Raw genomic sequence first — 22,763 nt, forward strand, 5'->3', positions numbered from 1 at the left:
CCCCTCTAGGGATCGCGGCGGGACGGGCAAGCCCTATTTGGCGCGGTGGAACGCCCAGCCGACATTGGCGCCGCCGGGCGGCGATTCGGAGGTAACGACGAGCTGCTCCGCGGAGACCGGGCGGCCCTTGCCGTCAATCCAGACGCTATCCTCGATCGCAAGGCTGCCGCCCCGCGCGCGGAACTGCCATACCGCGCCGCCCGGGGTACGCAGAAATGCCGCCATGCCGTCAGCCGTCGGCGCGATCTCGATCTCGGGGGCGAGGTGGAAGCGGATCGCGAAGGGGGTCATGCCCTTCTTGCGGCGGCGGTCGGCGGGGAGGAGCATGTCCTCGCCGCGCAGATCGCGGCCGTCGGCGGAGAGCGCGAGCTGGCGCCGGTGGAGGAAGCCGAAGCGGCGGACATAGCCGTCGTGGCTCGCCTCGATCCGGCTCGAATTGTCGGTTTCGTGGCGCGACAGCTCGACCTCGCCGACGCCGCGGCCGAAGCTGCCGTCCGAATGGATCGCGGTCGAATTGCTGTCGCCGACGATCAGGGTCGAATGCGCCGCGGTGGTGCGCAGCCCTTCGCTGAGCGCACCCGGGAGCGACAGGTTCGCCGCACGCGCGCCGCCGCAATTGACGACGATGCGATGGGGGCCGTCGGACAGCTCGAAGGCGAGCGTCGATGCGCAGCCACCCTCGATCAGCCGCGCCAGCGGCGGCGGGGCGGCGTCCATGATGAGGATGGTGCCCTGCGCGGTGAGGCGCTGATAGCCCCATTCGCGGGCCTGTTTGAGCGCGCGGGTGCGGATGCCTGTCGCCTCGATCGCCTGGCTGACGACATCGCCGGGGACGGGGATGCCGCCCTGCCAGCTCGCCAGCCCCTTGTCGCCGTGGCAGACGCCGAGCAACGCCGTGACCATCCGCCCCAGCGCCGACTGGACGAAGACCGGGGCCTCGAGCCGGCGCGCGGCATAGCTTTCGCGCAGCATCGTCAGCAGCATCACCGCGTCGAGCTGGCCCATGGGCGAGCGGCCGACCGTGCCGCCGTCGCCGGACAGCGAAGCATCGAGCGCACGCTTCAGACCCGCCTCACCAAAGGCGCGGCGCGGATCCCCGCCCGGGATCATCAGCCCCGCGACGAGCACACCGCACCAGGCGGCAATGCGCGGGGTGCCGATCTGGACGCGGTCGGCGGCACGATCGAGATGGCGCGCGCCGCGTGCGAGCGCATGGAGGACGGTCGATTTATAGACCAGGTCGTTGCCCGAAAGCAGCAGCGGCGCATGCGCGGTCCAGAACAAAGTGCGGCGGCCGACACTATCCGCGCGCCAGGCGGGATCGGAGACCTTGTCGGCATGGGCCTCCAGCCAGAGCCGCATGATCGCCTCGGCGATCGGAGCGCCGTGCGCACGGGTGGCGACGGTCGAGAGGTCGCGCAGCCAGGCAAAGCTGTGGACATAGTCGGCAAAGGGCTTCGAGAAAGCCGGCTTGGCGAAATCGAGCGTGAGGATCGAATGCGCCTCGCCGCGGAACATCAGATTGCCGTCGAGCAGCGCCTTGCCGCGCGCGACATCGCCGAGGAACGGGTCGTCGGCGACCGCGATCAACTTCAAGGGGTGCCGGCCACGCAGCCGCATCGTGTGGATCGGCGTGCGCCAGGTGAGGCGCTGGAAACGCTCGGCGATGCGGTCGGCGAGGCTGAGGCCGCGATCGCCCCCGACGCGGATCAGCCGCTTGCCTTCCTCGACTCCGTCGGTGCCGGAGCCGGGAAGGGAGTCGCTCATCCGTCCCTCAGCGCCGCGATATTGGCCGCATACTGGTTCGGGCCGCCCTCGAAGCTGGCGGTGCCGGCGACCAGCGCATCGGCGCCGGCGGCGATCACACGCGCTGCGTTGCCGCGATCCACCCCGCCATCGACCTCGAGATCGATCGCGCGGCCCGAGGCCTCGATGCGGCGGCGCAGTTCGGTGATCTTGGGGAGCTGGCTCTCGATAAACTTCTGTCCGCCAAAGCCGGGATTGACGCTCATCACCAGGATCAGATCGACCATGTCCATGACGTGGTCGATCGCGTCCACGGGGGTGGCGGGATTGAGGACGACACCGGCGCGCTTGCCCAGGGCCTTGATCGTCTGGAGCGTGCGATGGAGGTGCGGGCCGCTTTCGGGGTGCACCGAGATGCAGTCCGCCCCGGCATCGGCAAAGGCCTGGAGGAACGGATCGACCGGGGCGATCATCAGATGGACGTCGAACGGCTTGGCGGTATGGGGGCGCAGCGCCTTGATCACCGCGGGGCCGATGGTGAGGTTGGGCACGAAATGCCCATCCGTGACATCGACATGGATCCAGTCGGCCCCCGCCGCGTCGATCGCGCGGATTTCCTCGCCCAATTTCGCGAAATCGGCTGAGAGGATCGAAGGGGCGATGCGGACAGCGGGCATGGCGGCAGCCTTAGCATGGCGCGACTCGGGCGCAACTAGGGTGAAAGGCGCGTGAGTCTCGCGATGAAGAAGCCGTCGAGCCCGCCTCGATCCGCGAGCATCCCCGGCCGGGTGCGCAGCGTGCCGTCGGGGAGGGGGGTGACGGTTTCGGGAAGCTCGTCCGCGCGGATCGCGTCGATCACGAAGCCGGTGTTGCGCGCGAGGAAAGCGGCGAGCTGCGCCTCGCCCTCGGCGGATTCGAGCGAACAGGTGGCGTAGACCAAAGTGCCGCCCGGTCTCACCCAGCTCGCGGCCCGCGCCAGCAGCTTCGCCTGCAGCGCGGCCATCTCGGCGATCAGCGAGGGACGGACACGGTGGAGCACGTCGGGATGGCGGCGGAAGATGCCGGTGGCGCTGCATGGTGCGTCGAGCAGGATGGCGTCAGCCTGTTCGCCGGGCTGCCACTGGAGCAGGTCGGCGGCGATCGCCTTGGCCTTGAGGCCGGTGCGGTCGAGATTCTCGTTTAGTCGCGCGAGACGACTTTCGGAGATGTCCACGGCGGTGACCTCCCAGCCCGCGGCGGCAAGCTGGAGCGTCTTGCCTCCGGGCGCCGCGCAGAGATCGAACGCGCTGCCCCTGCCGGGTCCCAGAAGCCGTGCCGGGAGCGAGGCGGCGAGATCCTGGACCCACCAGCCGCCCTCGGCAAAGCCTTCGAGCCCGGTGATCGGCGCGCGCGCGTCGAGGCGGAGATGGCCGGGGAGGAGGCTGATGCCTTCGAGATCGGGAGCGGCGGCGGGATCGCGCAGCGTCAGGTCGATCGGAGGCGGCGAGGCGACGGCGCGCTCGGCATCGGCGATGAAATCGTCGCCCCAGGCGGCGTGCCATCGGATCGCGACCGGATCGGGGAGGGTGGGCTGGTCGGGCAGCCCCTTGTTCGCGCGCATCAGCGTGCCGAACACGCCGTGGACGAGCTTGCGCGGGCCGCCATCGACGAGCGGAAGCACGGTCGAGATCGCGGCGTGCGGCGGGGTGCCGAGGCCGAGCGCCTGGACCAGCGCGATGCGCAGCGCGAACCGCGCCTTGGCGTCATCGGGGAGACGCTGGCGGGTGGCGCTGTCGATCAGCGCGTCGAGATCGGGGAGACGGCGCAGCGCCTCGGCGGCAATGGCATGGGCGAGGCCGCGGTCGTTCGGGGCAAGGCCAGCGCCTGCGCTTTCCAATGCCGATTCGAGCGCCTGGCCGCGGCGGAGCACCGCGTCGAGCAGCCGCAGCGCAGCGCGGCGCGCGGGGACGCCGGGAGGATCGGCCTTGACCTGATTGTTCGGACGCACGATCTGCGGCTCACCTGTTCAACAAGGCAACGCCCATGGGCCAGCGCCCGCCACATGTGAAGCCGCCCGCGCATCTTTCGAAGAGCCCGCCGGTACCGGAGCCCGACCCCAAGCCTGTGGAAGGCGCCGGCGAGGACCCGCTCGGGCTCGATCCCACGCGCTATGGCGACTGGACGTTGAAGGGCATCGCGGTCGATTTCTAATGCGGCTGCTTGCCGATCAGCCCCGAATCCTCGAGCCAGTCGGTCAACCGGTTGGGCCAGTATTTGAGCCCCGGCCGTTCGGTGCGCCCCACGCCCATGTTGAAGGCATGCCCGCCGCGCGCGAAGAGATGGACCTCGTTGGGGATGCCCGCCAGCCGCAGCCTGGAGACGAGATCGAGCACCGGCGCCGAACAGCATTCATCGTCGCTCGCCGCAACCAGAAAGGCCTGGGGCGCGGTCTTGGGGACCATGGCGGGGATGCCGAGCGGTCCCGGATAGACTAGGATCTGGAAATCGGGTCGAGCGCTGACGCGTTCGATCGGGTCGGCGGCGGCGGGATTGCCCGCGAGCAGCGCCGGATCGCCGTCGGCGACCATCGAGACCAGTTCGCCGCCCGCCGAAAAGCCCATCAGCCCGATCTTGTCGGGGTCGATGCCGAATTCCTTCGCCCGCGCACGGACGAGGCGCATCGCGCGGAGCGTGTCGCCGCGGGCGGTCCCTTCGATCGTGTAGGTCGAGCCGTCCTGCCGGGCGAGGCGATAGCGGAGCACGAAGGCGGTGACGCCCAGCGAATTGAAATATTTCGCGGTGTCGTTGCCCTCGGCATTGATCACCAGCAGCCGGTGCCCGCCGCCCGGCGCGATAACCACCGCGGTGCCGTTGGGATGCTCGGGACGGAAGACGGTGACCGAGGGGTCGTGGATATTGTTGACCCAATAATCCTGCGCGACTTCCTTCTCGCCGCGATGCGCCTCGGAACCGGGGGCGCCATTCGACCAGAGCGGGATGCGCTGCGGGCCGCCGGGTGCGGCGAACGCGAGCAGGAGCGCGGCGATCCAGAGTTTCATGGCAATCCCCTCCGACAAGGTTGTCAGAGCATGTCTGCCAGCTTTTGCACGGTATTCCAATTGCGGCCCGTGCCGCTGGGCAGGAGCTTGAGCTTCGCCATGGTGCGGTCGAGCGTCGACTCCGCCTGGCCGAGGGGGAAATCGATATAGAGTTCGTGCCCGGCGGCCGCGAGGCGTTCGGGGCCGTCATGCGCGGCGGCGATCTTTTCCGCGGCGCCATGGGGCACGGGTTCGCGGTAGAAGGTGACGATCAACCGGCTTGGCCGGTCGCGCGCGGCGTCGGGGAAGGGATTGGCGGCGATCACGCGCACGAGCTGGGCGTGGTTGCGGACGAACACGTCGGACTTGATGCCGGTCGCGCTGGCCACGGCCTCGTGGAGATCGCGCTCGATCGCGGCGGCGGCGCGGTCCCCCGCTTCGAAGACGAGATTGCCCGAGGCGAGCAGGGTGCGCGCCTCGGTGAAGCCCGCGGCCTCGGCGGCGGCGAGCAGGTCGGCTTTGACCAAAGTGCGCTTGCCGAGATTGATCCCGCGCAGCATCGCAGCCCATTTCATCGGCCTTCCTCCCGCAAGGGCCGGCTGAGCAGCGCTTCGACCACCGCACCCACCGGCTTGCCGTCGAGCAAGGCGCAGACCGCGTCGCACACCGGCATGTCGACGCCCGCATCCTTCGCCGCCTGCTGGAGCACGGGGGCGGTGAAGGCGCCTTCGGCCACGGTCTTGCGATCGGCCATCAGCTCCCTGGCGCTCTTGCCCTGGCCGAGCCCGACGCCGAGCGAGAAGTTGCGCGAATTGGTCGAGGAGCAGGTGAGGACGAGATCGCCCAGCCCCGAAAGCCCGGTGAGCGTCTCCGCCTGCGCGCCGCGCGCGAGGCCGAAGCGCGTCATCTCGGCAAAACCACGCGCGATGAGGGCGGCGCGGGCGTTGAGGCCGAGCCCCGCGCCCTCGACCACGCCGCAGGCGATGGCGAGGACATTCTTGACCGCCCCGCCGATCTCCGCGCCGACCACGTCCGTCGAGCCATAGGTGCGGAAGGCCGGGCCGCTCATCCGCGCGGCCAGCGCCGCGCGCAGGCCCTCGTCCTCGCAGGCCAGCGTGACGGCGGTGGGGAGGCCCTTTGCCACCTCATGCGCGAAGGTGGGGCCCGAGAGGACGGCGATGGGAGCGTCGGGCTGAACCGCGCGCGCTACCTCGCCGACCAGAAGCTTCGACGTCGCCTCGATCCCCTTGGCGCAGAGGATCAGCGGGGTGGCGCCGATGGTCATGCCCGACAGGACCGCGCGGACATGCTGGGCGGGGGCGACGACCAGCAGGGCCTCCATCGCCGCAAGCTCGGCCAGGTCGCCGGTGGCGCGGATCGAGTCGGCGAGCGGGATGCCGGGCAGGAACTGTGCGTTCTGGTGCCCGGCGTTGATGCTTTCGACCACCTCGCTCTCGCGCGCCCAGAGCAGCACGGGCTCGCCGCCCCGCGCCGCGACCTGCGCCAATGCGGTCCCCCACGCGCCGCCGCCAATGACTCCCAGTCTCATGCCTTCACTCCTGCCCCCCGCACCTTCTCCGCATCCGGATCGAGCGGCCAGCGCGGGCGCGCGGGGACGTCGAGCGGATCGGTGAGCCCGGCGGCAAAGCGCTCGGCGCCGGCCCAGGCGATCATCGCGGCATTGTCGGTGCACAGCCAGAGCGGCGGCGCGACGAAGCGCATGCTATGCTCGGCGGCAAGCGCCTCGAGCGCGCCGCGGACCGCCTGGTTCGCGGCGACTCCGCCCGCGACGACCAAGGCGCTCGCCTCGACGGCATGGATCGCCCTGTGCGTGCGGTCGATCAGGCAATCGACCACCGCCTGCTGGAAGGAGGCCGCGAGATCCTCGGGGCGATGATCCCTTGCGGCGCGGGCGACGGCGCTCTTCAACCCAGCGAAGCTGAAATGGGGCTCCGGACTGCCCAGCAATGGCCGGGGGAGGCTGACCGCCTTGGCGTCGCCTTTCGCCGCCGCTTGCTCGACCGCGGGGCCGCCGGGAAAGCCGAGCCCGAGCAACTTGGCGGTCTTGTCGAATGCCTCGCCCGCGGCATCGTCGATGGTGGTGGCGAGGCGGCGGTAATCGCCGACGCCCTTCACCAGCAGCAGCTGGCAATGACCGCCCGAGACGAGGAGGAGGAGATAGGGGAAATCGAGATCGGGATCGGTGAGACGCGGCGACAGCGCATGGCCTTCGAGATGATTGACCGCGATCAGCGGCTTGTTCGCGGCGAGCGCGAGCGCCTTGCCGGTAACGAGGCCGACCATCACCCCACCGATCAGGCCGGGACCCGCGGTGGCGGCGACGGCATCGACCTGGCCGAGCGCGATCCCCGCATCCGCCAATACGCCTTCGACCAAGGGGCCCAGCATCTCGACATGCGCGCGCGCCGCGATCTCGGGCACCACCCCGCCATAGGGCCGGTGCGCCTCCTCCTGCCGCGCGATCCGCTGGGCGCGCACCTCGCGCTCGCTCGTCACCAGCGCGGCGGCGGTCTCGTCACAACTGGATTCAAGGCCGAGGATCAGGGGCACGGCCTTTCATCTAGGCCGATGGCTCGCTAGCACAAGCCATGCCTCCCTTCCGTCTCGGTACCCGCGGCTCGCCGCTCGCCCTCGTCCAGGCCCATATGGTGCGCGACGCGCTGATCGCGGCGCATGGCTGGGAACCCGGCCGCGTCGAGATCGTGACGATCCGCACCACCGGCGACGCGGTGCAGGATCGCCCGCTTGCCGAGATCGGCGGCAAGGCGCTGTGGACCAAGGAGATCGACCGGGCGCTGCTCGCGAACGAAATCGATGCGTCGGTCCATTCGATGAAGGATGTCGAGACCTTCCGGCCGGCAAGCATCGCCATCGCCGCAATGCTGCCGCGCGCCGATGTGCGCGACAGGCTGATCGGGGCCGATTCGGTTGCGGCACTGAAGCAGGGCGCGGTGGTGGGGACCAGCTCGCCGCGCCGCGCGGCGCAACTTCGAAAGCTCCGGCCCGATCTGAACATCGTGATGTTCCGCGGGAATGTCGACACGCGGCTGGGCAAGGTGGCGGCGGGCGAGGCCGATGCGACGCTGCTTGCCGCCGCGGGACTCGAGCGGCTGGGACGCGACATGGGTACGGCAATCCCCGCGGACACGATGCTGCCCGCTCCGGCACAGGGCGCGGTGGGGATCGAAGCGCGCGCGGGCGACCATGACGCGCGGCGCTGGCTCGCCGCGATCGATCATGGCGAGACCCATGCCTGCGTGACCGCCGAGCGCGCACTCCTCGCCGCGCTGAAAGCGGATTGCCATTCGCCGGTCGGGGCGCTCGCCACGATCGAGGGCGCGATCCTGACCCTGCGCGCGGAGTTGCTGTCCGAGGACGGCGCACAGTCGGTGCACGCACAGGAAGCGGGCGCGCCGGGCGATGTCGAACTGCCCCGCGCGGTGGCGCGCGACCTGCTCGAACGCGCCCCGCCCGAGGTGAGGCAATTGTTCGATGGCTAGGCGGTCGATCGCGGTGCTGCGGCCCGAGCCCGGCAACCGCGTCACCGCCGCCGCGGTCGAGGCGCGCGGGCGCGTGGCGATCCGGCTGCCCTTGTTCGAGGTTCAGGCCCTGGCCTGGACCGCGCCGCCGGCGGCGATGTTCGACGCCTTGCTGGTTACCAGCGCCAATACGATTCGCCACGGCGGCCACGAACTCGACACGCTGTTGCGGCTGCCTGTCTATGCGGTTGGCGATGCGAGTGCGCAGGCGGCGGAGCGTGCCGGCTTCCGGATCGTCTTTACCGGTACCGGCGATGCGCGGCATCTGATCGCGGCGGTGGAGGCGCAGGGCGTGCGGCAGGCAATCCATCTTGGCGCCCGCGAGCGCGAGCGGTTCGGCCCTCCGGTCGCCGCCTCGATCGACGTCTATGCAAGCGATCCCGTGCCGATCTCCCCCGAAGAGGCTGCGCAACTCAAGGATTCGGTGGCGATGGTGCATTCGCCCCGTGCGGGCGCCCGGCTGAGCGGACTGGTCGATGCGGCGGGGCTCGACCGTGCATCGATTGCCATCGCAGCGATTTCACAGGCGGCCGTGGAGGGTGCGGGCGAAGGCTGGCGCGCGGTGACGATCGCCGCGCTCCCGCGCGGCGCCGCGCTGATCGACGCCGCGGTCGCGCTCGCCGATTGACCGCCCGCCCAGCAGGCCGGATAAGGGCGGCATGAGCCCCGACGAGCCACTCGCGCTGGAGCCGGCCCGCGGGCTATCCCCGCTGGCGACCAATTTGCTGATCGGCGCGGTCGCCTTTGGCGGCGGGATCGCCGGGACCTGGGCGGTGCTGCAATGGAGCGGCAAGACCGCCCCGCCGCCCCCCGCGGTGCAGACGGCCCAGCCCCAACCCACACCCCAGCCCGCCGCTTTGCCGCCAGGCACCGATCTTTCAACCCTTGCCGCGCGCGAGGCGATGCTGGCGAGCCGGCTCGACGCGCTCGACAGCCGCCTCAGGGATATCGACGGCAGCGCCCGCGCCGCGTCGAGTTTCGCGACCCAGGCCGAGCGGCTGATGATCGCCTTTGCCGCGCGGCGCGCGATCGAGCGCGGGCTGCCGCTGGGGCCGCTCGAGGGTCAGTTGCGCGCGCGTTTCGGCGAAACCCATGGCGAGGCGGTGAGCACGCTGATCGCCGCCGCCGGACAGCCGGTGACGCTCGAGGATCTGCGCCTCGCCCTCGATACGCTTAGCCCCCGGCTGACCAGCGCGGCGAATGAGGGGATGTGGGCCCGTATGCGGCGGCTGCTGGGCGACCTGGTCGTGCTGCGCCAGGATGGGGCGGCCAGCCCGCGCGCCGCCGATCGGCTGCGCCGCGCCCGGCGCGCGATCGACGAGGGCAATGTCGAGGCGGCGCTCGCCGAAGTTGCGCGCATGCCCGGGGCCGCCGATGCGCAAAGCTGGACAAGTGCTGCGAAGCGTTACATCGCCGCCCGCAATGCACTGCGCGAGATCGAGCTGGCGGCGATGGAGACCTCGCCGGTGCCGGCGCCGACCGCCACACGTTAAGAGGGGCCGATAATGGCAGAGATGGGCCGGTTCGACTGGCAGGATCCGTTCGCGCTCGATGCGCAGCTGACCGACGAAGAGCGCATGGTGCGCGATGCCGCGCGCGATTATGCGCAAGGCGAATTGCAGCCGCGCGTGACGAGCGCCTTCCTCGAGGAGCGCTTCGACCGCGAGATCATGAGCGAGATGGGCGCGCTGGGGCTGCTCGGCGCGACGATTCCCGAAACCTATGGCGGGGCGGGCCTCGGCTATGTCTCGTACGGGCTGGTCGCGCGCGAGGTGGAGCGGGTCGATTCGGGCTATCGCTCGGCCATGTCGGTGCAGTCCAGCCTGGTGATGCACCCGATCCATGCGTACGGGACCGAGGAGCAGCGGCGGAAATATCTGCCCAGGCTCGCGACCGGCGAGTGGGTCGGCTGTTTCGGGCTGACCGAGCCCGATGCAGGATCGGACCCGGGTTCGATGCGCACCCGCGCGGAGAAGATCGACGGCGGTTATCGCCTCACCGGCACCAAGATGTGGATCACCAATTCGCCGATCGCCGACGTCATGGTCGTGTGGGCAAAGAGCGATGCGCATGGCGGCGGGATCAAGGGCTTCGTGCTCGAACGCGGCATGGCGGGGCTTTCGACCCCCAAGATCGAAGGCAAATTGAGCCTGCGCGCCTCGATCACCGGCGAGATCGTGATGGACGGGGTCGAGGTGGGCGAGGACGCGCTGCTGCCCGAGGTTCAGGGGCTCAAGGGCCCCTTCGGCTGCCTCAACCGCGCGCGCTACGGCATCGCCTGGGGGAGCATGGGCGCGGCGGAGGCCTGCATGCACGCGGCGCGGCAATATACGCTCGACCGCGCGCAATTCGGCAAGCCGCTCGCCGCCAACCAGCTGGTGCAGCTCAAGCTCGCCAACATGCAGACCGAGATCGGGCTGGGCCTCCAGGCTGCGCTGCAGGCGGGGCGGATGTTCGACGCGGGCACGCTCGCGCCCGAGACGATCAGCATCATCAAGCGCAACAACTGCGGCAAGGCGCTCGATATCGCCCGCGTCGCGCGCGACATGCATGGCGGCAACGGCATTTCGGCCGAATATCATGTGCTGCGCCACGCGGTGAACCTCGAAACGGTCAACACCTATGAGGGCACGCACGATGTGCATGCGCTGATCCTCGGCCGGGCGATCACGGGAATCGCGGCATTCTGATCGCCACCTCCTGATGGATCGCCAACCCGTGCTGATCGGCGATCTGGTCGAGATTCGCCCGACCCTTCCCGAGGATTGGGACGGGCTGTTCGCGGTCGCGAGCGATCCGCTGATCTGGGAAGTCCATCCGGCGCATGACCGCTGGCAGGAGCCGGTGTTCCGCCGCTACTTCGCCGATGCCTTGGCGTCAGGCGGCGGCGTGACGATCCGCGACAAGGCGACGGGCACGATCATCGGGGCGAGCCGCTACGATGGCTGGCTGCCCGACAAGAGCGAGATCGAGATCGGCTGGACCTTCATCGCGCGTGCCTATTGGGGCGGGACGTACAACCGCGAGATCAAGCGGCTGATGCTGGATCACATCCACCGCTTCGCCGAAACCGCGACCTTCATGGTCGGCGAGAACAATATCCGCTCACGCAGGGCGATGGAGAAGATCGGCGGGGTGCTGCGCGACGGCGTAGACGAGCGCGAGATGGCGGGGCGGACGGTACGGCATGTGATTTACGAGATCAGGCGGTGAGCCTGCGCGCCCGCTTCGCGCCGCGGATGGAGATCCGCATGTTCGAAAACCGGGTGCGCGTCACTAATTTGGAGACGCATCAGGCTATCGACCGCGAGGCCGGCACGCCCTTTTCCTCCGATACGATGCTTGTCGCGGATGCGGCGGCACTGGCTGAGCTGTTGCGCGCGGTCATCATCGATCTTGAAGGGAGCCGGCGCTGGTTCGTCGTACCGAGCGCGGTGATTCACCCCGTGGCTGGACGCAGTCTCGGCCCCGGCGAGCGCCTGGCGCTTGCCGAGATGGCGAAGGCGCTGGGATTCAGGCAGGTCGCGATCGGCGTCACGCCAGCCGCCTGATCAATTCCTGTGCCGCCGCAGGCGCGCGGACCTTGCCGCCATGGATGAAGAAGACGAAGGTCTCGCGGTCCCGCTTCGCGGGCGCGTCTTCGGTGACATAGGGCAGGCCATCGGGCCGTCCGCCGCGTGCCCATTCCTTCGCCACCCCGGCCCATTTCCCGATATCGGCTTCGGGATAGCAGAGCGGGTTCTCGTCCTCGCCGCTTTCCAGCCGAGCATAGACGAAATCGCCGGTCACATCGGCGATCGCGGGATAGGTGGGCGAGTCGGCGAAGACGATCGCGGCACCGGCCTTTCGGCACATCGTGATGAATTCCGGCACGCGGAAGCTCTCGTGGCGGACCTGGATCGCGTGGCGGAGCTTCACGCCTTCATGGCTCTCGGGGAGCAGCTTGAGGAACGCGCCGAAATCCTCGGGGTCGAACTTCTTGGTCGCCATGAACTGCCACAGGATGGGCCCGAGCTTGTCGCCCAGTTCGACAATGCCCTGATTCACGAATTTGGCGATCGATTCGCCGCCCTCGGCCAGCACCTTGCGATTGGTGCAGAAGCGCGAGGCCTTTACCGCATAGACGAATCCCTCGGGCGCAGTATCGCGCCAGCCCGCGAAGGTCGCGGGCTTGAAGCCCGAATAATAGGTGCCGTTGATCTCGATCGCGGTCAGCGCGCGCGATGCGAACTCAAGCTCCTTTTTCTGGCTGAGGCCCTCCGGATAGAAGGTCCCCCGCCACGGCTCGAAGGTCCAGCCGCCAATCCCGACTCGTATGGGTGCGCTCATCGGGCTAGCTTCTAGACAGCAAGCCGGGGACGCGATAGCGTGTCTTTAACTCGGACAAATGAGCAAAATCGTCCGCGAATCGGGAGAGTGAGATGCGTATCACCCGCAGGGACATCGCCGTCGCCACCATCGCCGCGGGCGCCGCCTGGTCCGCCGCCGCGCTGGCGCAAGGGACGCCGGACATCCTCGGACCCGCGGTGTGGGACTGGGAAAAGCTCGAGGTGAAGAACACCGATGTCGGTCAGCTGCGCAGCGTGATCCGCCAGCCCACCGCGACGCTTTCCGAGCTGGAGATCCATGTGACCACGCTCAATCCCGGCATCGCCAGCCATCCGCCGCACCATCATCCCAATGAGGAAATCGTGATCGTCCGCACCGGTACGGTCGAGGCGCTGAGCGGGGGCGTGTGGAAGCGGCTGGGGCCCGGCTCGATCATCTTCAACGCGTCCAATTCCGAACATGCGCTCAGGAATGTCGGGGCCACGCCCGCGACCTATGACGTCATCAACTGGAAAACGCCCGCCACCCCGGCGAATTGAGGAGCTTTCCCATGGATTCGGTCGACCGCCGCACGATGCTGACGCTGGCGAGCCTCGCCGCGACCGTGCCCGCCGCCGCCTTCGCGCAATCGGTGACGCAGGGGAATGCACCCAGCGCCGAAATGGCCCCCACCGGTCCCGAGCCCATGGCGAAGCACAGCTGCAACTTCGCGGTGATCGGGCTCGATCACGCGCATATCTATGGCATGACCGACGCAATGATCCGCGGCGGGGGCAAGCTCGTCGCCTTCTTCGCCCAGGATCCTGCGCAAATCGCGACCTTCCAGAAGCGCTATGGCGGCGTGAAGCTGGCGCGCAGCGAAGCCGAGATCATGGACGACAAGTCGATCGCATTGATCGCGGGCGCGCCGATCCCCGACCTCCGCGCGCCGCTCGGCATCAGGGCGATGCGCGCGGGCAAGGACTATCTGGGCGACAAGCCCGCCATCACCACGCTCAGGCAGCTGGCGGATGTCCGCCGCGCCGTGAAGGAGACCGGCCGCAAGTTCGCGATCATGTATTCCGAGCGGCTCGAGGTGCGCTCGGCGATCCAGGCGGGCTATCTGGTCGAGCAGGGCGCGATCGGGAAGGTCGTCCAGACGGTCAACCTCGCCCCGCACCGCGTCAATGCGCCGAGCCGGCCCGATTGGTTCTGGGAGAAGGCGCGCTATGGCGGCATCCTGACCGATATCGGCAGCCACCAGGCCGAGCAGTTCCTCTATTACACCAAGTCCACCCGCGCGCAGGTCGTCGCTTCGCAGACCGGCAATATCGCGTGGAAGGACAAGCCCAATTTCGAGGATTTCGGCGACATGGTCTGCGCCGGCAATGGCGGCACCGGCTATGTCCGGGTCGACTGGTACACGCCGGACGGCTTGCCGACCTGGGGCGACGGGCGGCTCTTCCTGCTCGGGACCGAAGGGTACATCGAGCTGCGCAAATATGTCGATATCGCCGGGCGCCCGGGGGGCAACCACCTGCTGATCGCCGACAAGAAGGGCGTCCGCTACATGGACTGCAGCCAGGTCCACCTGCCCTTCGGCCCGCAATTCATCACCGACGTGGTCGAACGCAGCAACATCGCACAGGATCAGGAGCAGGCGCTGCTCGCCGCCGAGCTGGTGCTCAAGGCCCAGAGACAAGCCACGCGGCCGGTTTTGGCCTGAAGGAAAGAGGGACCCTCATGACCGACATTTCACGCCGCGGCCTGATCAAGGCGGGCGCCACCACCGCCGCCGCCTTCCCCGCGATCGTCCCCGCCAGCGTATTCGGGCAGAATGCGCCCTCGAACCGCACCACCATCGCCGCGATCGGCACCGGCCGGATCAGCCGCATCCACGACATGAAGGAGATCCACAAGCACGCCGACGCCCAGATCGTCGCGGTGTGCGATCTCGATACCAAGCGGCTGGGCGCCGCGATGCAGCTCGTCGACAGCCGCTACTCCGAAGGGCGCGAGAAGCCGTACACGGGCACCCGCGGCTATACCGACTATCTCGAGGTGCTCGCCGCCAGCGATATCGACGCGGTGATCGTCTCGACCCCCGACCACCAGCACGCGCCGATCGCGATCCGCGCGGTACGCGCGGGCAAGCATGTCTATCTCCAAAAGCCTGCCTCGCTGACCATTGCGGAGGGGCGCAAGATGGCCGATGCCGTCAAGGCGTCGGGCCGTATCCTCCAGATCGGCTCGCAGCAGCGCGGGCAAGAGCCCTGGCCGCAATTCCACCGCGCCTGCGAGCTGGTACGCAACGGGCGCATCGGCAAGCTCAAGCATCTCGAGGTCGGCCTGCCCGGCGATCCCTCGGGCCCCGCGGCGGCGGCGATGCCGATCCCGCGCAACCTCGATTACGACGCATGGCTCGGGACCACGCCCGAGATTCCCTATACCGAGATCGGCGTCCACCCACAGGACAGCTTCGAGAACCGCCCCGGCTGGCTGCGCATCGAACAGTTCGGTGCCGGGATGATCACCGGCTGGGGCGCGCACCATGTCGATACCGCGCATTGGGGGATGGACACCGAATATACCGGCCCGGTCGAGGTGTGGGGCACCGCCGAATTCCCCAAGAGCGGCCTGTGGAACGTCCATGGCCCGTTCGAGAGCCATGCGCGCTACGCCAATGGCGTCACCATGACGATCTCGGGCGCGCTGCCCAACGGGATCAAGTTCATCGGCGAGAAGGGCGCGTGGATCTTCGTGACCCGCAGCGGCCCGGTGACGCCGAGCGATCCCGCGGGCCCGCAGGTCGTCCCGCTCCAGGCGAGCGACCCCAGGGTCCTCGATTCGGTGATCGGCCCGAACGAGATCCACCTCTACAAGGCGCCCGAGCAGCACCGGAACTGGCTCGACGCGATCCGCACCGGCGTGCCGGTCAGCGCACCCGCCGAGCTCGGCCATCGCGGCTGCTCGACCTGCCTCGTCCACTGGATCGCGATGAAGACCGGGCGGAAGCTCAAATGGGATCCCAAGGCGGAGCGGTTCATCGGAGACGATGAGGCCAATGCGATGCTGAGCCGCCCGCAGCGCGACAAATACGCGATCTGAGCGGCGGCGAGGCCGGGCGAAGCGCCGGTCCCGCCTCCGGCGCGCCAAACACCCCGTTGATGTCCTCATCGGCGGTGCCTAGACTCGCGCGCAATAAAGCGCGTGGCGATCGCCAGGGAGTCAGGGTGGCGATTACGAAACCATTCGAAGAACGGCTATTGAAGAGCGACGGCGACGGCGACGATTTTCAACGCTTCGTCTGGGAAATATTGTCCGCGGGCCATTTTTCCGAGTTTCGCGGCCAACGCTATCTTCGCCCCCATTTTCGCCGCGGCAAGGATGGCGCGATCGATCATGCCGCGCGCGGCACCGATGATTGCATCGTCGTCGAATCCAAATTCTGTGCGCAGACCCGCACCGACGGGCCCAAGCGCGAATGGCGCAAGGTCGCGAGCATCCTGCGCGACAATTGGCGCAAGCTGACCTCGGCGCCCGAGCGGGAGATCCCCGACATCTACGCCCCCTGGTTCGACACGGATTGCCCCGTGATCGGCTATTGGTTCTGCACCAGCGGGGAATTCGTCCATGAAGGCGACCAGGAGTCGCTCCGGCGCGAGATCGAACAATTTTTTCGCGACATGGCCAAGCTGCCCGGACTGGCGCACCTCGCCAAGGTGAAGGCGCGCGTCCTGGGCTGGAACGACTTTTCCGGCGCGCTGGCGGTGCTGCCCGCGCTCAAATTCTCCTGGTTCGGCAGCATTCCGGGAATCATGCCCCTCGCCGACGAAAGCGACGAAGGCACGGCGCGCTTCCAGGCCTTTCTGCAAGGCAACCGGCTCCCCTATTTTTCGCGGACCCAGTTCCTCGAGGACAGCGAAACCCCATCCGAATCGATTCGCGACGAAGCCGGGATGCTGCGCCTGTTGTTCGAAGGGGCGGGGCAGAACATCATCATCACCGGCGCCGGCGGCGTGGGCAAGACGCGGCTCGCGCTCGAACTGGGCAAGCGCGCGCAGGAGCTGGACTGGGCGGTGTGGCGCATCGCCCCGACCGCCAGCCCCTCGGTCGTCCACGAGCTGGCGCGCGAATTCAAGTCCGAAGGCCGGGCGGTGCTGGTGATCGACTATTCGGAACGCGTCGCGCAGCTCGCGAGCTTCGCGGCGGCCTGCAACGAAGTCGCGCTCTACGGTCACAAGATCCGCATCGTCGCCACCTGCCGCTCGGGCGCGCTCCCGATCATCCAGGAGGCCTTTGCCGACGCGCCGCTCACCGTCATCCCGCTCTCCGACGCGAACAACGTCCGATATGCGCGCTGGGTGGTTCGCCGCATCCTCGATCATGGCGAGGTGCCCAATCCGGACCTGATGGCGCGGATCTGCGGCAATGTGCCCGTCCTTGCGGCCTTCGCCTTCTATCTCTGGCGCAATTTCCCGAACGATTTCGACAGCCAGTTCTCGATGCTGTTGAACACTGACGATTTCGCGCGCTGGATCGACAAGCGCGTTCGCGCGGCGGTCAAGATGCAGAGACTGGATCAGGCTCGCGCCGATGCGCGGCTGGCCGAGATCGCGGCGCAACTGCCGTTGCCCCGTTCGCAGTTCGAAACGATGCGGGGCCGCGACGCCGAGACCCGGCAGTTGCTCGATCTGCTGCTCAAGGATCACTGGATCGAGCCCGACGAAGACATGATCGCGGCCGCGCACGATATCTTCGCCGACGCATTGCTCGCCCGCTACGTGCTCGAATCGCCCGAAACGGCGACCTTCCGGGCGGGCGACGTCCTGATTTCCGCCGGTGCCGAAGGTGCTGTCGGCACCGCGATCACCGCGTTCGACCGGCTGTCGAACCAGGGGCATTTCCGCGCGATCGACGGTCCCGCCCTCGTCGCGCGGCTCGCCAATGAGCATCCCGAAGCGCTGGCGCAGGGCGCGGTCGCGCTGCTGCGGAGCCGCCTCCTCGACGATCGCAGCAAGATCGAATCGCTGCGGCGGGTCGCGAATCTGGCCGCCGAGGCACGCGACAATCCGGATTGCGACGTGCCGATCTCGCAGCTCGCGATCGGGGTGGTCAAATCCAAGGACGAGGACTGGAAGCGGGAAGCCGGCGAAACGCTCGAACCCTTCCTCGACGGGGTATTGGCGCGCAACGATCATGGGTGGATCTTCGGCCGCCTGCTCCGGCTGTTCCCCGCGAAATATCGCGACCGGGCGCTGCGCTGGCTGGAGCGCGAGGGCTATTCGCCGACCTATCATTATCTGCTCGTCGCCTGGCTGCTCGCCAAACTCCCGCCGGAGGAAATCAGCGACTATGTGAAGAACTGGCTTGCGGCCGGCGGTGCCGATACGCCCGCCGCTTCCACCGTGCTGCCGGCATGGATCGACGCTGTGGGTCCCGAAGAGTGGATCCTTCCCTATGTGCGCATCTGGCTCGCCACGTTCGCCGGCACCGCAGAGGCGTCGTTTCTCTACAGCGCCTGGCTGGGCTCGAATGGCCCGATCGGCGCGATCGACACCTATCTCCTTCCCTGGATCGTCGCCCGCAGCGAGGAGAGCGAGACGCGCTATCTCCTCACCGCCTGGCTGCGCAGCAAGGGTTCGCCAGCGGCCGTCGAGAATTCGATCGATATCTGGCTCGGCGCGCACGGCCTTTCCGCCGAGGCGGACCGGCTGCTGCGCTCCTGGCTGAAAGCGACCGAAAACCGCGAACGTTTCAGCGACCGGATCCTGGCATGGCTGCGACATCATGAGGGCGAGGCGGACGACTCGCAGTTGATGACCGCCTGGCTCCGTCTGGAAGGCGACCTGGCCGCAATCGAGCCGCAGGTCTCGGCCTGGCTCGAAACGCATTGGGCCGATTTCAACGCCCATCATCTGCTGCAACGATGGCTGAGGCGGAAGGGCGATCCCCAATTGGTCAGCAAGGCGGTGGAGCGATGGCTCGGCGTCCATTCGGATAGCGAGCCCGCCGCCTATGTGCTGCAGGCATGGCTGCGGGCGGGCGGCGATCCCCAACTGGTCCTGCCCCGGATACCGACCGGGCTGGCCGAGGACGGGGCCCAATCGCCGGCCGGCCGGCTGGCGGAAGACGGGCTGGCGAATGGCGAGGTTCCACCAGGCGAGAGTCAGGCGCTGCTGGCCTGGCTCGAAACCCACGGACTGGAGATCGGAGCACACAATATGCTGCAGGCCTGGCTGCGCACCGGCGGCGACGTGGCCGTGGTCGGCGGCGCGGTGACGCAGTGGCTCGCGCTGCACGGCACGCTGCCCGTCGCCCGGTATCTCATCGAAGCCTGGCTGGGCGCGGGCGGATCGCCGGCGCTGGTGCAGGGCCCGGTCGGCATCTGGTTCGGCGTTCACGGCACCGACCCGCAGGCGCGCTATCTGATCGACGGCTGGCTTTCGGCCGACGGCGATTCGCGCGCGATCAGCGATACGGTCTCAACCTGGCTCGGCGCCGAGGGGCAGACCGCGGTGCATTCGGTTCTCCAATCCTGGCTGCGTGCCAAGGGCGACCCTGCATTGGTCCGCGATGCCCTGATCGCATGGTTGGTCGATCATGCCGAAGATCATCATGCGGGCTATGTCATTCGCTTCTGGACTCGCGCGGGTGGCGATTGGCCGGCCGTGCAGGAGGCGTTTCTAAGATGGTTCGGCGCGAATCCGGGGCACGGCGTCGCGGGAAGCCTGTTGCGGCACTGGATCAGGACGGCGGTGGATCCTGAGGAGTGGCGCACCCATCTGCTCGCCTGGTTCGAAAACCATGCCATCGCTCCCGATGCCGGGGGCATCCTGCTCGTCTGGATACGCGATGTCGGCGAGCCGCAGCCGATCGAGGGCGCGATGGCCAGGTGGCTGGATGCCAATCCGTCGATCGAGGATGCGGCGCTGTTGCGCAAATGGCTCGAAGCCAATGGCAGGCCGGAGATTGTCGGAAAGCAGGTATCGGCATGGCTGCGCGATGTTGGCGGCGATAATGCCGAATCCTCCTATGTCATGCAGGCTTGGCTAACCTCGGGGGGTGAGGCCGAACATATCCGTCCCTATGTCGAACGCTATCTCGCGGATAACCGGGGCGAATTCCGCAGCCACTATCTGCTCAAGAAATGGCTGCTCGCCGGCGGCGACAGGGCCGTCGTGCGCGACGCCGTGGCGGCCTGGCTCGAGACGAACAATCAAGGCCCGGCGTACCAGACGCTGATCCAGACCTGGCTGGCGCACGGCGGCGAGCCGGAATTGGTCGCGCCCTTCATGCACGCAGAGGGCGACCAGCCGGGGATTTAGTATCGCTGGGTTCCGGCACGGCAAAGCCGCGCCGTCGGTCGCCACACGTGGCGCCGGCCGAGCTTCGCTGATACTCGCGATTTAGCTGCGCTAAATCACGCAGCGAAGCTGGAGCGGGCGAAGGGATTCGAACCACGCCCGTAGCGCGGCAGCGCGAAGGGCCAACAAGGGAATCGAGGGTTCGTGCGCGGCACCCGAGGGCGAAGGATCACGTCGCAAAACGGAAAGACTGGAGCGGGCGAAGGGATTCGAACCCTCGACTTCAACCTTGGCAAGGTTGCGCTCTACCCCTGAGCTACGCCCGCTCTGGCGTTGCCCCGAGCCAAGATGCTCCGGGCGGGTGAGGCGCGGCCACTAGCATCGGTCCCATGGCGGGGCAAGCCCCCAAGAATCATCAGCGCATCGCGAGGCGGACCCACACGGGAAAAGGCTTGGCCTTCGCCCCGCAAGCCCCCACATAGGCCCGCAAATTCACGCCCATGAGAATCGGGCCAACGAACCGGGAGCTTCCCTTGGCCAGTGCCGCACTCACCCCCGCCGAACGCGAAGCCGTCGACGCCTTCCGCCGCGACGTCGTCGAGCCTTCGATGACCAAGCTCGTCATCGTCGATTTCTGGGCCGACTGGTGCGGGCCGTGCAAACAGCTCGCGCCCGTGCTCGAAAAGGTCGCCGAGGATTATGCGTCCAAGGGCGTCGCCCTTGCCAAGGTCGATGTCGATGCGAACCCGTTCATCGCCGCGCAATTTCAGGTGCGCTCGATCCCCACCGTCTATGCGATGTTCCAGGGCCAGCTGGTCGCCGACCTGAGCCAGGCGCGCACCGAGACCCAGCTGCGCACCACGCTCGACCAGATTTTGCGCCAGCTCCCCGTGGGCAGCGAGGAAGCGCAGCTCGAAGCCGAGATCGAGCCGCTGCTCGCGATGGCCGAACAGGTGCTGGCGGACGGCGATGCCGAGCGCGCGCTGTCGATCTTCGATCAGATCGGCGAGATGGCGCCGGGGCATGCCGGCGTCACCGCGGGCCGCGCCCGCGCGCTGCTGGCGCTGGGCCGGATCGACGAGGCGCAGACCGCGCTCTCCGACCTGCCCGAGGAACTCGCCAAATCGCCCGAGGTCGAGCGCGCCCAGGCCGCGGTGACGCTCGCCAGGGAATCGGTGCCGGTCGAGGACATGTCCGGCCTCGCCGCGCATGCCGCCGCCAACCCCGAGGACATGGAAGCGCGGCTCGAACTCGCGGGCGGGCAGATGGCCGCGGGCGACCGCGACGGCGCCGCGAACACGCTGCTCGCGATGATCGCCGACGACAAGGAGTGGAACGAGGGCGCCGCGCGCCAGCGGCTGCTCAAGCTGTTCGAGGCGGTCGGGCTCGAGGATCCCTGGGTCTCGGCGCAGCGGCGGCGGCTCTCGGCGATCCTGTTCGGATGATCCCCGGGACATGACGGTCACGCGGCTTTCGATTTTCCCATTGGCGGGGGCGCTGCTCTTCCCCCGGATGCATCTGCCGCTCCACATCTTCGAGCCGCGCTACCGCGCGATGGTGACCGACAGCCTCGCGCGCGACCGGCGGATCGGAATGATCCAGCCGCGCGGCCCCGGAGAACCCGCGCCGCTCTTCGATATCGGCTGTGTCGGGCGGATCGCCGAGGTCCAGGCGCTCGATGACGGGCGGTTCGATATCGTGCTGGAGGGGCTGGCGCGTTTCACCATCCTGCGCGAACTCGATGTCACGACGTCGTTCCGCCAGATCGAGGCCGAGCTGGAGGTGAGCCAGGAAGGCGAGATCCTGGGCATGGCCGAACGCGCCTCGCTGGAGATCGAATCGCGCCGCTTCGCCGACGCCCAGGGCTATGCGGTCGATTGGGAGGCTGTGAGCCGATTGGACGACGAATCGCTCGTCAACGGCATCGCCCAGATCGCGCCGTTCGACGTCGCCTCCAAACAGGCGCTGCTCGAGGCCGGCCGGCTATCCGACCGCGCCGAGCTGATCGTCCAGCTGATGCAATTCTATGGCCGGCACGGCGACGAAGGGGTTTCGACGCTGCAATGATTTAAGATTCTAGTGTTTTTCCGGTGCTTCGACCGGACATTCCCAGCCGTCATAGTTACCGCCGAGTTCAACGGCCCGCTCGTGGAGCGGTAGGGTTACCTCATCGATATCCGTCGGTGCATCGATACGAATCAGCCGTACCTTGTATTGGTCTTCATGTGGCTCGCACTCAGAGACAACGAACCCCTGCGCTTCTGCCCATTGAGCGAATCGCATCGCACGACCGCGATCCGGCATGAAAATCCAATGATCGATTTCGCGCGGCAGATCGCTCCGGTCGCCGTGATCCCGCAACGCTTCCAACACATCCCGGTTCAGCATGCGTTGGCGGTCGGCGGCCGAAGGGTAGAGAAAGTCGCGATAGACCAGCCATTCGGGGTCGTCCCGATGCCCCACTTCGAATTCGTAGCCCGAATAGGCTCGCATCGCCTGCACGACACTGCCTTCGAACATCGGGATTTTGGCAGGATAGAAATAGTAGGTGCGCGCACCGTCAGAAGTGGTGCGCCCAGCGTAATGGCCGCCACATGTGCTTGTTACATTGGCGACAAGGGCGTCGTCGATGGCCGATAGTGTCTCGAATTCCTGACTGCTTGAGAGGCCATCGGGGCGCGGCTGGTTCATATATAGGCGAATGTAGGCGAAGGCAGATAGGCTGCGGATCGGCGCCCGCTCGATCAAGGCGAGGTCCAAATAGATCGACGCAGGCTGGTCTTCGATGAGGCAGAAATAGAAGTCCCATTTTCCAGCCATCTGCG

General features: G+C 67.9%; 22 protein-coding genes and 1 tRNA gene. 13 read left to right on the forward strand and 10 right to left on the reverse strand.

The window, feature by feature from the left end; genetic code table 11:
* Positions 1-33 precede the first annotated feature (33 nt).
* From OF829_RS05845 to OF829_RS05855, 3 genes are read right to left on the reverse strand one after another with little or no spacing between them, the layout of a single operon-like run.
* Positions 34-1,767: a heparinase II/III family protein gene (locus OF829_RS05845; protein WP_264939049.1), complete on the reverse strand. Its 1,734-nt coding sequence runs from the start codon at positions 1,765-1,767 to the stop codon at positions 34-36.
* A complete protein-coding gene (gene rpe / locus OF829_RS05850) occupies positions 1,764-2,423 on the reverse strand; it encodes a ribulose-phosphate 3-epimerase (protein ID WP_264939050.1) in 660 nt (219 codons plus the stop codon). The genes OF829_RS05845 and rpe overlap by 4 nt, the downstream gene beginning before the upstream one ends.
* A gap of 35 nt (positions 2,424-2,458) precedes the next feature.
* Positions 2,459-3,736, reverse strand: coding sequence for an RsmB/NOP family class I SAM-dependent RNA methyltransferase (locus tag OF829_RS05855; protein ID WP_406701415.1), 1,278 nt, complete (start codon positions 3,734-3,736; stop codon positions 2,459-2,461).
* Positions 3,737-3,768: 32 nt separating this feature from the next.
* On the opposite strand from OF829_RS05855, the gene OF829_RS05860 reads away from it, so the two are divergent.
* Positions 3,769-3,936: a DUF1674 domain-containing protein gene (locus tag OF829_RS05860; protein ID WP_264939052.1), complete on the forward strand. Its 168-nt coding sequence runs from the start codon at positions 3,769-3,771 to the stop codon at positions 3,934-3,936.
* On the opposite strand, the gene OF829_RS05865 is transcribed toward OF829_RS05860, so the two are convergent.
* Genes OF829_RS05865 through tsaD form a run of 4 tightly spaced genes read right to left on the reverse strand, consistent with a single transcriptional unit; the run spans position 3,933 to position 7,334 of the window.
* The gene (locus tag OF829_RS05865; protein ID WP_264939053.1) at positions 3,933-4,784 is read right to left on the reverse strand and encodes an alpha/beta hydrolase; all 852 of its coding nucleotides are present in this window, start codon (positions 4,782-4,784) and stop codon (positions 3,933-3,935) included. The two genes, OF829_RS05860 and OF829_RS05865, sit on opposite strands and share 4 nt — an antisense overlap.
* 23 nt (positions 4,785-4,807) lie before the next feature.
* A complete protein-coding gene (locus tag OF829_RS05870; protein ID WP_264939054.1) occupies positions 4,808-5,338 on the reverse strand; it encodes a DUF1697 domain-containing protein in 531 nt (176 codons plus the stop codon).
* Positions 5,335-6,312 carry an NAD(P)H-dependent glycerol-3-phosphate dehydrogenase gene (locus OF829_RS05875; protein WP_264939055.1) on the reverse strand — a complete coding sequence of 326 codons (978 nt, stop codon included), beginning with the start codon at positions 6,310-6,312 and terminating at the stop codon, positions 5,335-5,337. Before OF829_RS05875 ends, OF829_RS05870 begins: the two co-directional genes overlap by 4 nt.
* Positions 6,309-7,334: a tRNA (adenosine(37)-N6)-threonylcarbamoyltransferase complex transferase subunit TsaD gene (gene tsaD / locus OF829_RS05880; protein ID WP_264939056.1), complete on the reverse strand. Its 1,026-nt coding sequence runs from the start codon at positions 7,332-7,334 to the stop codon at positions 6,309-6,311. Before tsaD ends, OF829_RS05875 begins: the two co-directional genes overlap by 4 nt.
* A gap of 38 nt (positions 7,335-7,372) precedes the next feature.
* On the opposite strand from tsaD, the gene hemC reads away from it, so the two are divergent.
* From hemC to OF829_RS05910, 6 genes are read left to right on the forward strand one after another with little or no spacing between them, the layout of a single operon-like run.
* Entirely contained in the window at positions 7,373-8,284 is a 912-nt protein-coding gene (hemC, locus tag OF829_RS05885) for a hydroxymethylbilane synthase (RefSeq protein ID WP_264939057.1), read from the forward strand.
* Positions 8,277-8,951 (forward strand): uroporphyrinogen-III synthase, encoded by a 675-nt coding sequence (locus tag OF829_RS05890; protein ID WP_264939058.1) that lies wholly within the window; start codon positions 8,277-8,279, stop codon positions 8,949-8,951. The genes hemC and OF829_RS05890 overlap by 8 nt, the downstream gene beginning before the upstream one ends.
* Before the next feature lie 31 nt (positions 8,952-8,982).
* Complete coding sequence (locus OF829_RS05895) at positions 8,983-9,816, forward strand: hypothetical protein (RefSeq protein WP_264939059.1); 834 nt, start codon at positions 8,983-8,985, stop codon at positions 9,814-9,816.
* Positions 9,817-9,828: 12 nt separating this feature from the next.
* Positions 9,829-11,013 (forward strand): acyl-CoA dehydrogenase, encoded by a 1,185-nt coding sequence (locus tag OF829_RS05900; protein ID WP_264939060.1) that lies wholly within the window; start codon positions 9,829-9,831, stop codon positions 11,011-11,013.
* 13 nt (positions 11,014-11,026) lie between these two features.
* Positions 11,027-11,536 carry a GNAT family N-acetyltransferase gene (locus OF829_RS05905; protein WP_264939061.1) on the forward strand — a complete coding sequence of 170 codons (510 nt, stop codon included), beginning with the start codon at positions 11,027-11,029 and terminating at the stop codon, positions 11,534-11,536.
* A complete protein-coding gene (locus OF829_RS05910; protein WP_264939062.1) occupies positions 11,533-11,874 on the forward strand; it encodes a hypothetical protein in 342 nt (113 codons plus the stop codon). The genes OF829_RS05905 and OF829_RS05910 overlap by 4 nt, the downstream gene beginning before the upstream one ends.
* On the opposite strand, the gene OF829_RS05915 is transcribed toward OF829_RS05910, so the two are convergent.
* On the reverse strand, positions 11,858-12,652 hold the full coding sequence (locus OF829_RS05915) for a DUF72 domain-containing protein (RefSeq protein ID WP_264939063.1): 795 nt from the start codon (positions 12,650-12,652) through the stop codon (positions 11,858-11,860). The two genes, OF829_RS05910 and OF829_RS05915, sit on opposite strands and share 17 nt — an antisense overlap.
* Before the next feature lie 92 nt (positions 12,653-12,744).
* Between OF829_RS05915 and OF829_RS05920 the strand changes: the two genes are divergently transcribed.
* The 4 genes from OF829_RS05920 to OF829_RS05935 all read left to right on the forward strand — a co-directional run bounded on the left by OF829_RS05920 (position 12,745) and on the right by OF829_RS05935 (position 19,959).
* Positions 12,745-13,191, forward strand: coding sequence for a cupin domain-containing protein (locus OF829_RS05920; RefSeq protein WP_264939064.1), 447 nt, complete (start codon positions 12,745-12,747; stop codon positions 13,189-13,191).
* Between the two features lie 11 nt (positions 13,192-13,202).
* Complete coding sequence (locus OF829_RS05925; protein ID WP_264939065.1) at positions 13,203-14,357, forward strand: Gfo/Idh/MocA family protein; 1,155 nt, start codon at positions 13,203-13,205, stop codon at positions 14,355-14,357.
* Between the two features lie 17 nt (positions 14,358-14,374).
* A complete protein-coding gene (locus OF829_RS05930; RefSeq protein WP_264939066.1) occupies positions 14,375-15,739 on the forward strand; it encodes a Gfo/Idh/MocA family protein in 1,365 nt (454 codons plus the stop codon).
* Positions 15,740-15,864: 125 nt separating this feature from the next.
* Positions 15,865-19,959, forward strand: a complete 4,095-nt coding sequence (locus tag OF829_RS05935) for an NACHT domain-containing protein (protein WP_264939067.1) — start codon at positions 15,865-15,867, stop codon at positions 19,957-19,959.
* Positions 19,960-20,189: 230 nt separating this feature from the next.
* Here OF829_RS05935 and OF829_RS05940 read toward each other — a convergent pair.
* Positions 20,190-20,264, reverse strand: a tRNA-Gly gene (locus OF829_RS05940).
* Positions 20,265-20,438: 174 nt separating this feature from the next.
* On the opposite strand from OF829_RS05940, the gene OF829_RS05945 reads away from it, so the two are divergent.
* Both OF829_RS05945 and OF829_RS05950 read left to right on the forward strand, forming a co-directional pair.
* Positions 20,439-21,383: a tetratricopeptide repeat protein gene (locus OF829_RS05945; protein ID WP_264939068.1), complete on the forward strand. Its 945-nt coding sequence runs from the start codon at positions 20,439-20,441 to the stop codon at positions 21,381-21,383.
* A 10-nt stretch (positions 21,384-21,393) separates the two neighbouring features.
* Positions 21,394-22,005: an LON peptidase substrate-binding domain-containing protein gene (locus OF829_RS05950; protein ID WP_264939069.1), complete on the forward strand. Its 612-nt coding sequence runs from the start codon at positions 21,394-21,396 to the stop codon at positions 22,003-22,005.
* Between the two features lie 9 nt (positions 22,006-22,014).
* Here the strand turns inward: OF829_RS05950 and OF829_RS05955 are convergent, their stop codons facing one another.
* Complete coding sequence (locus OF829_RS05955) at positions 22,015-22,758, reverse strand: DUF695 domain-containing protein (protein ID WP_264939070.1); 744 nt, start codon at positions 22,756-22,758, stop codon at positions 22,015-22,017.
* Between the last annotated feature and the right edge of the window lie 5 nt (positions 22,759-22,763).

The sequence above is a fragment of the Sphingomonas caeni genome (assembly GCF_026013415.1).
GTDB lineage: Bacteria > Pseudomonadota > Alphaproteobacteria > Sphingomonadales > Sphingomonadaceae > Sphingomonas > Sphingomonas caeni.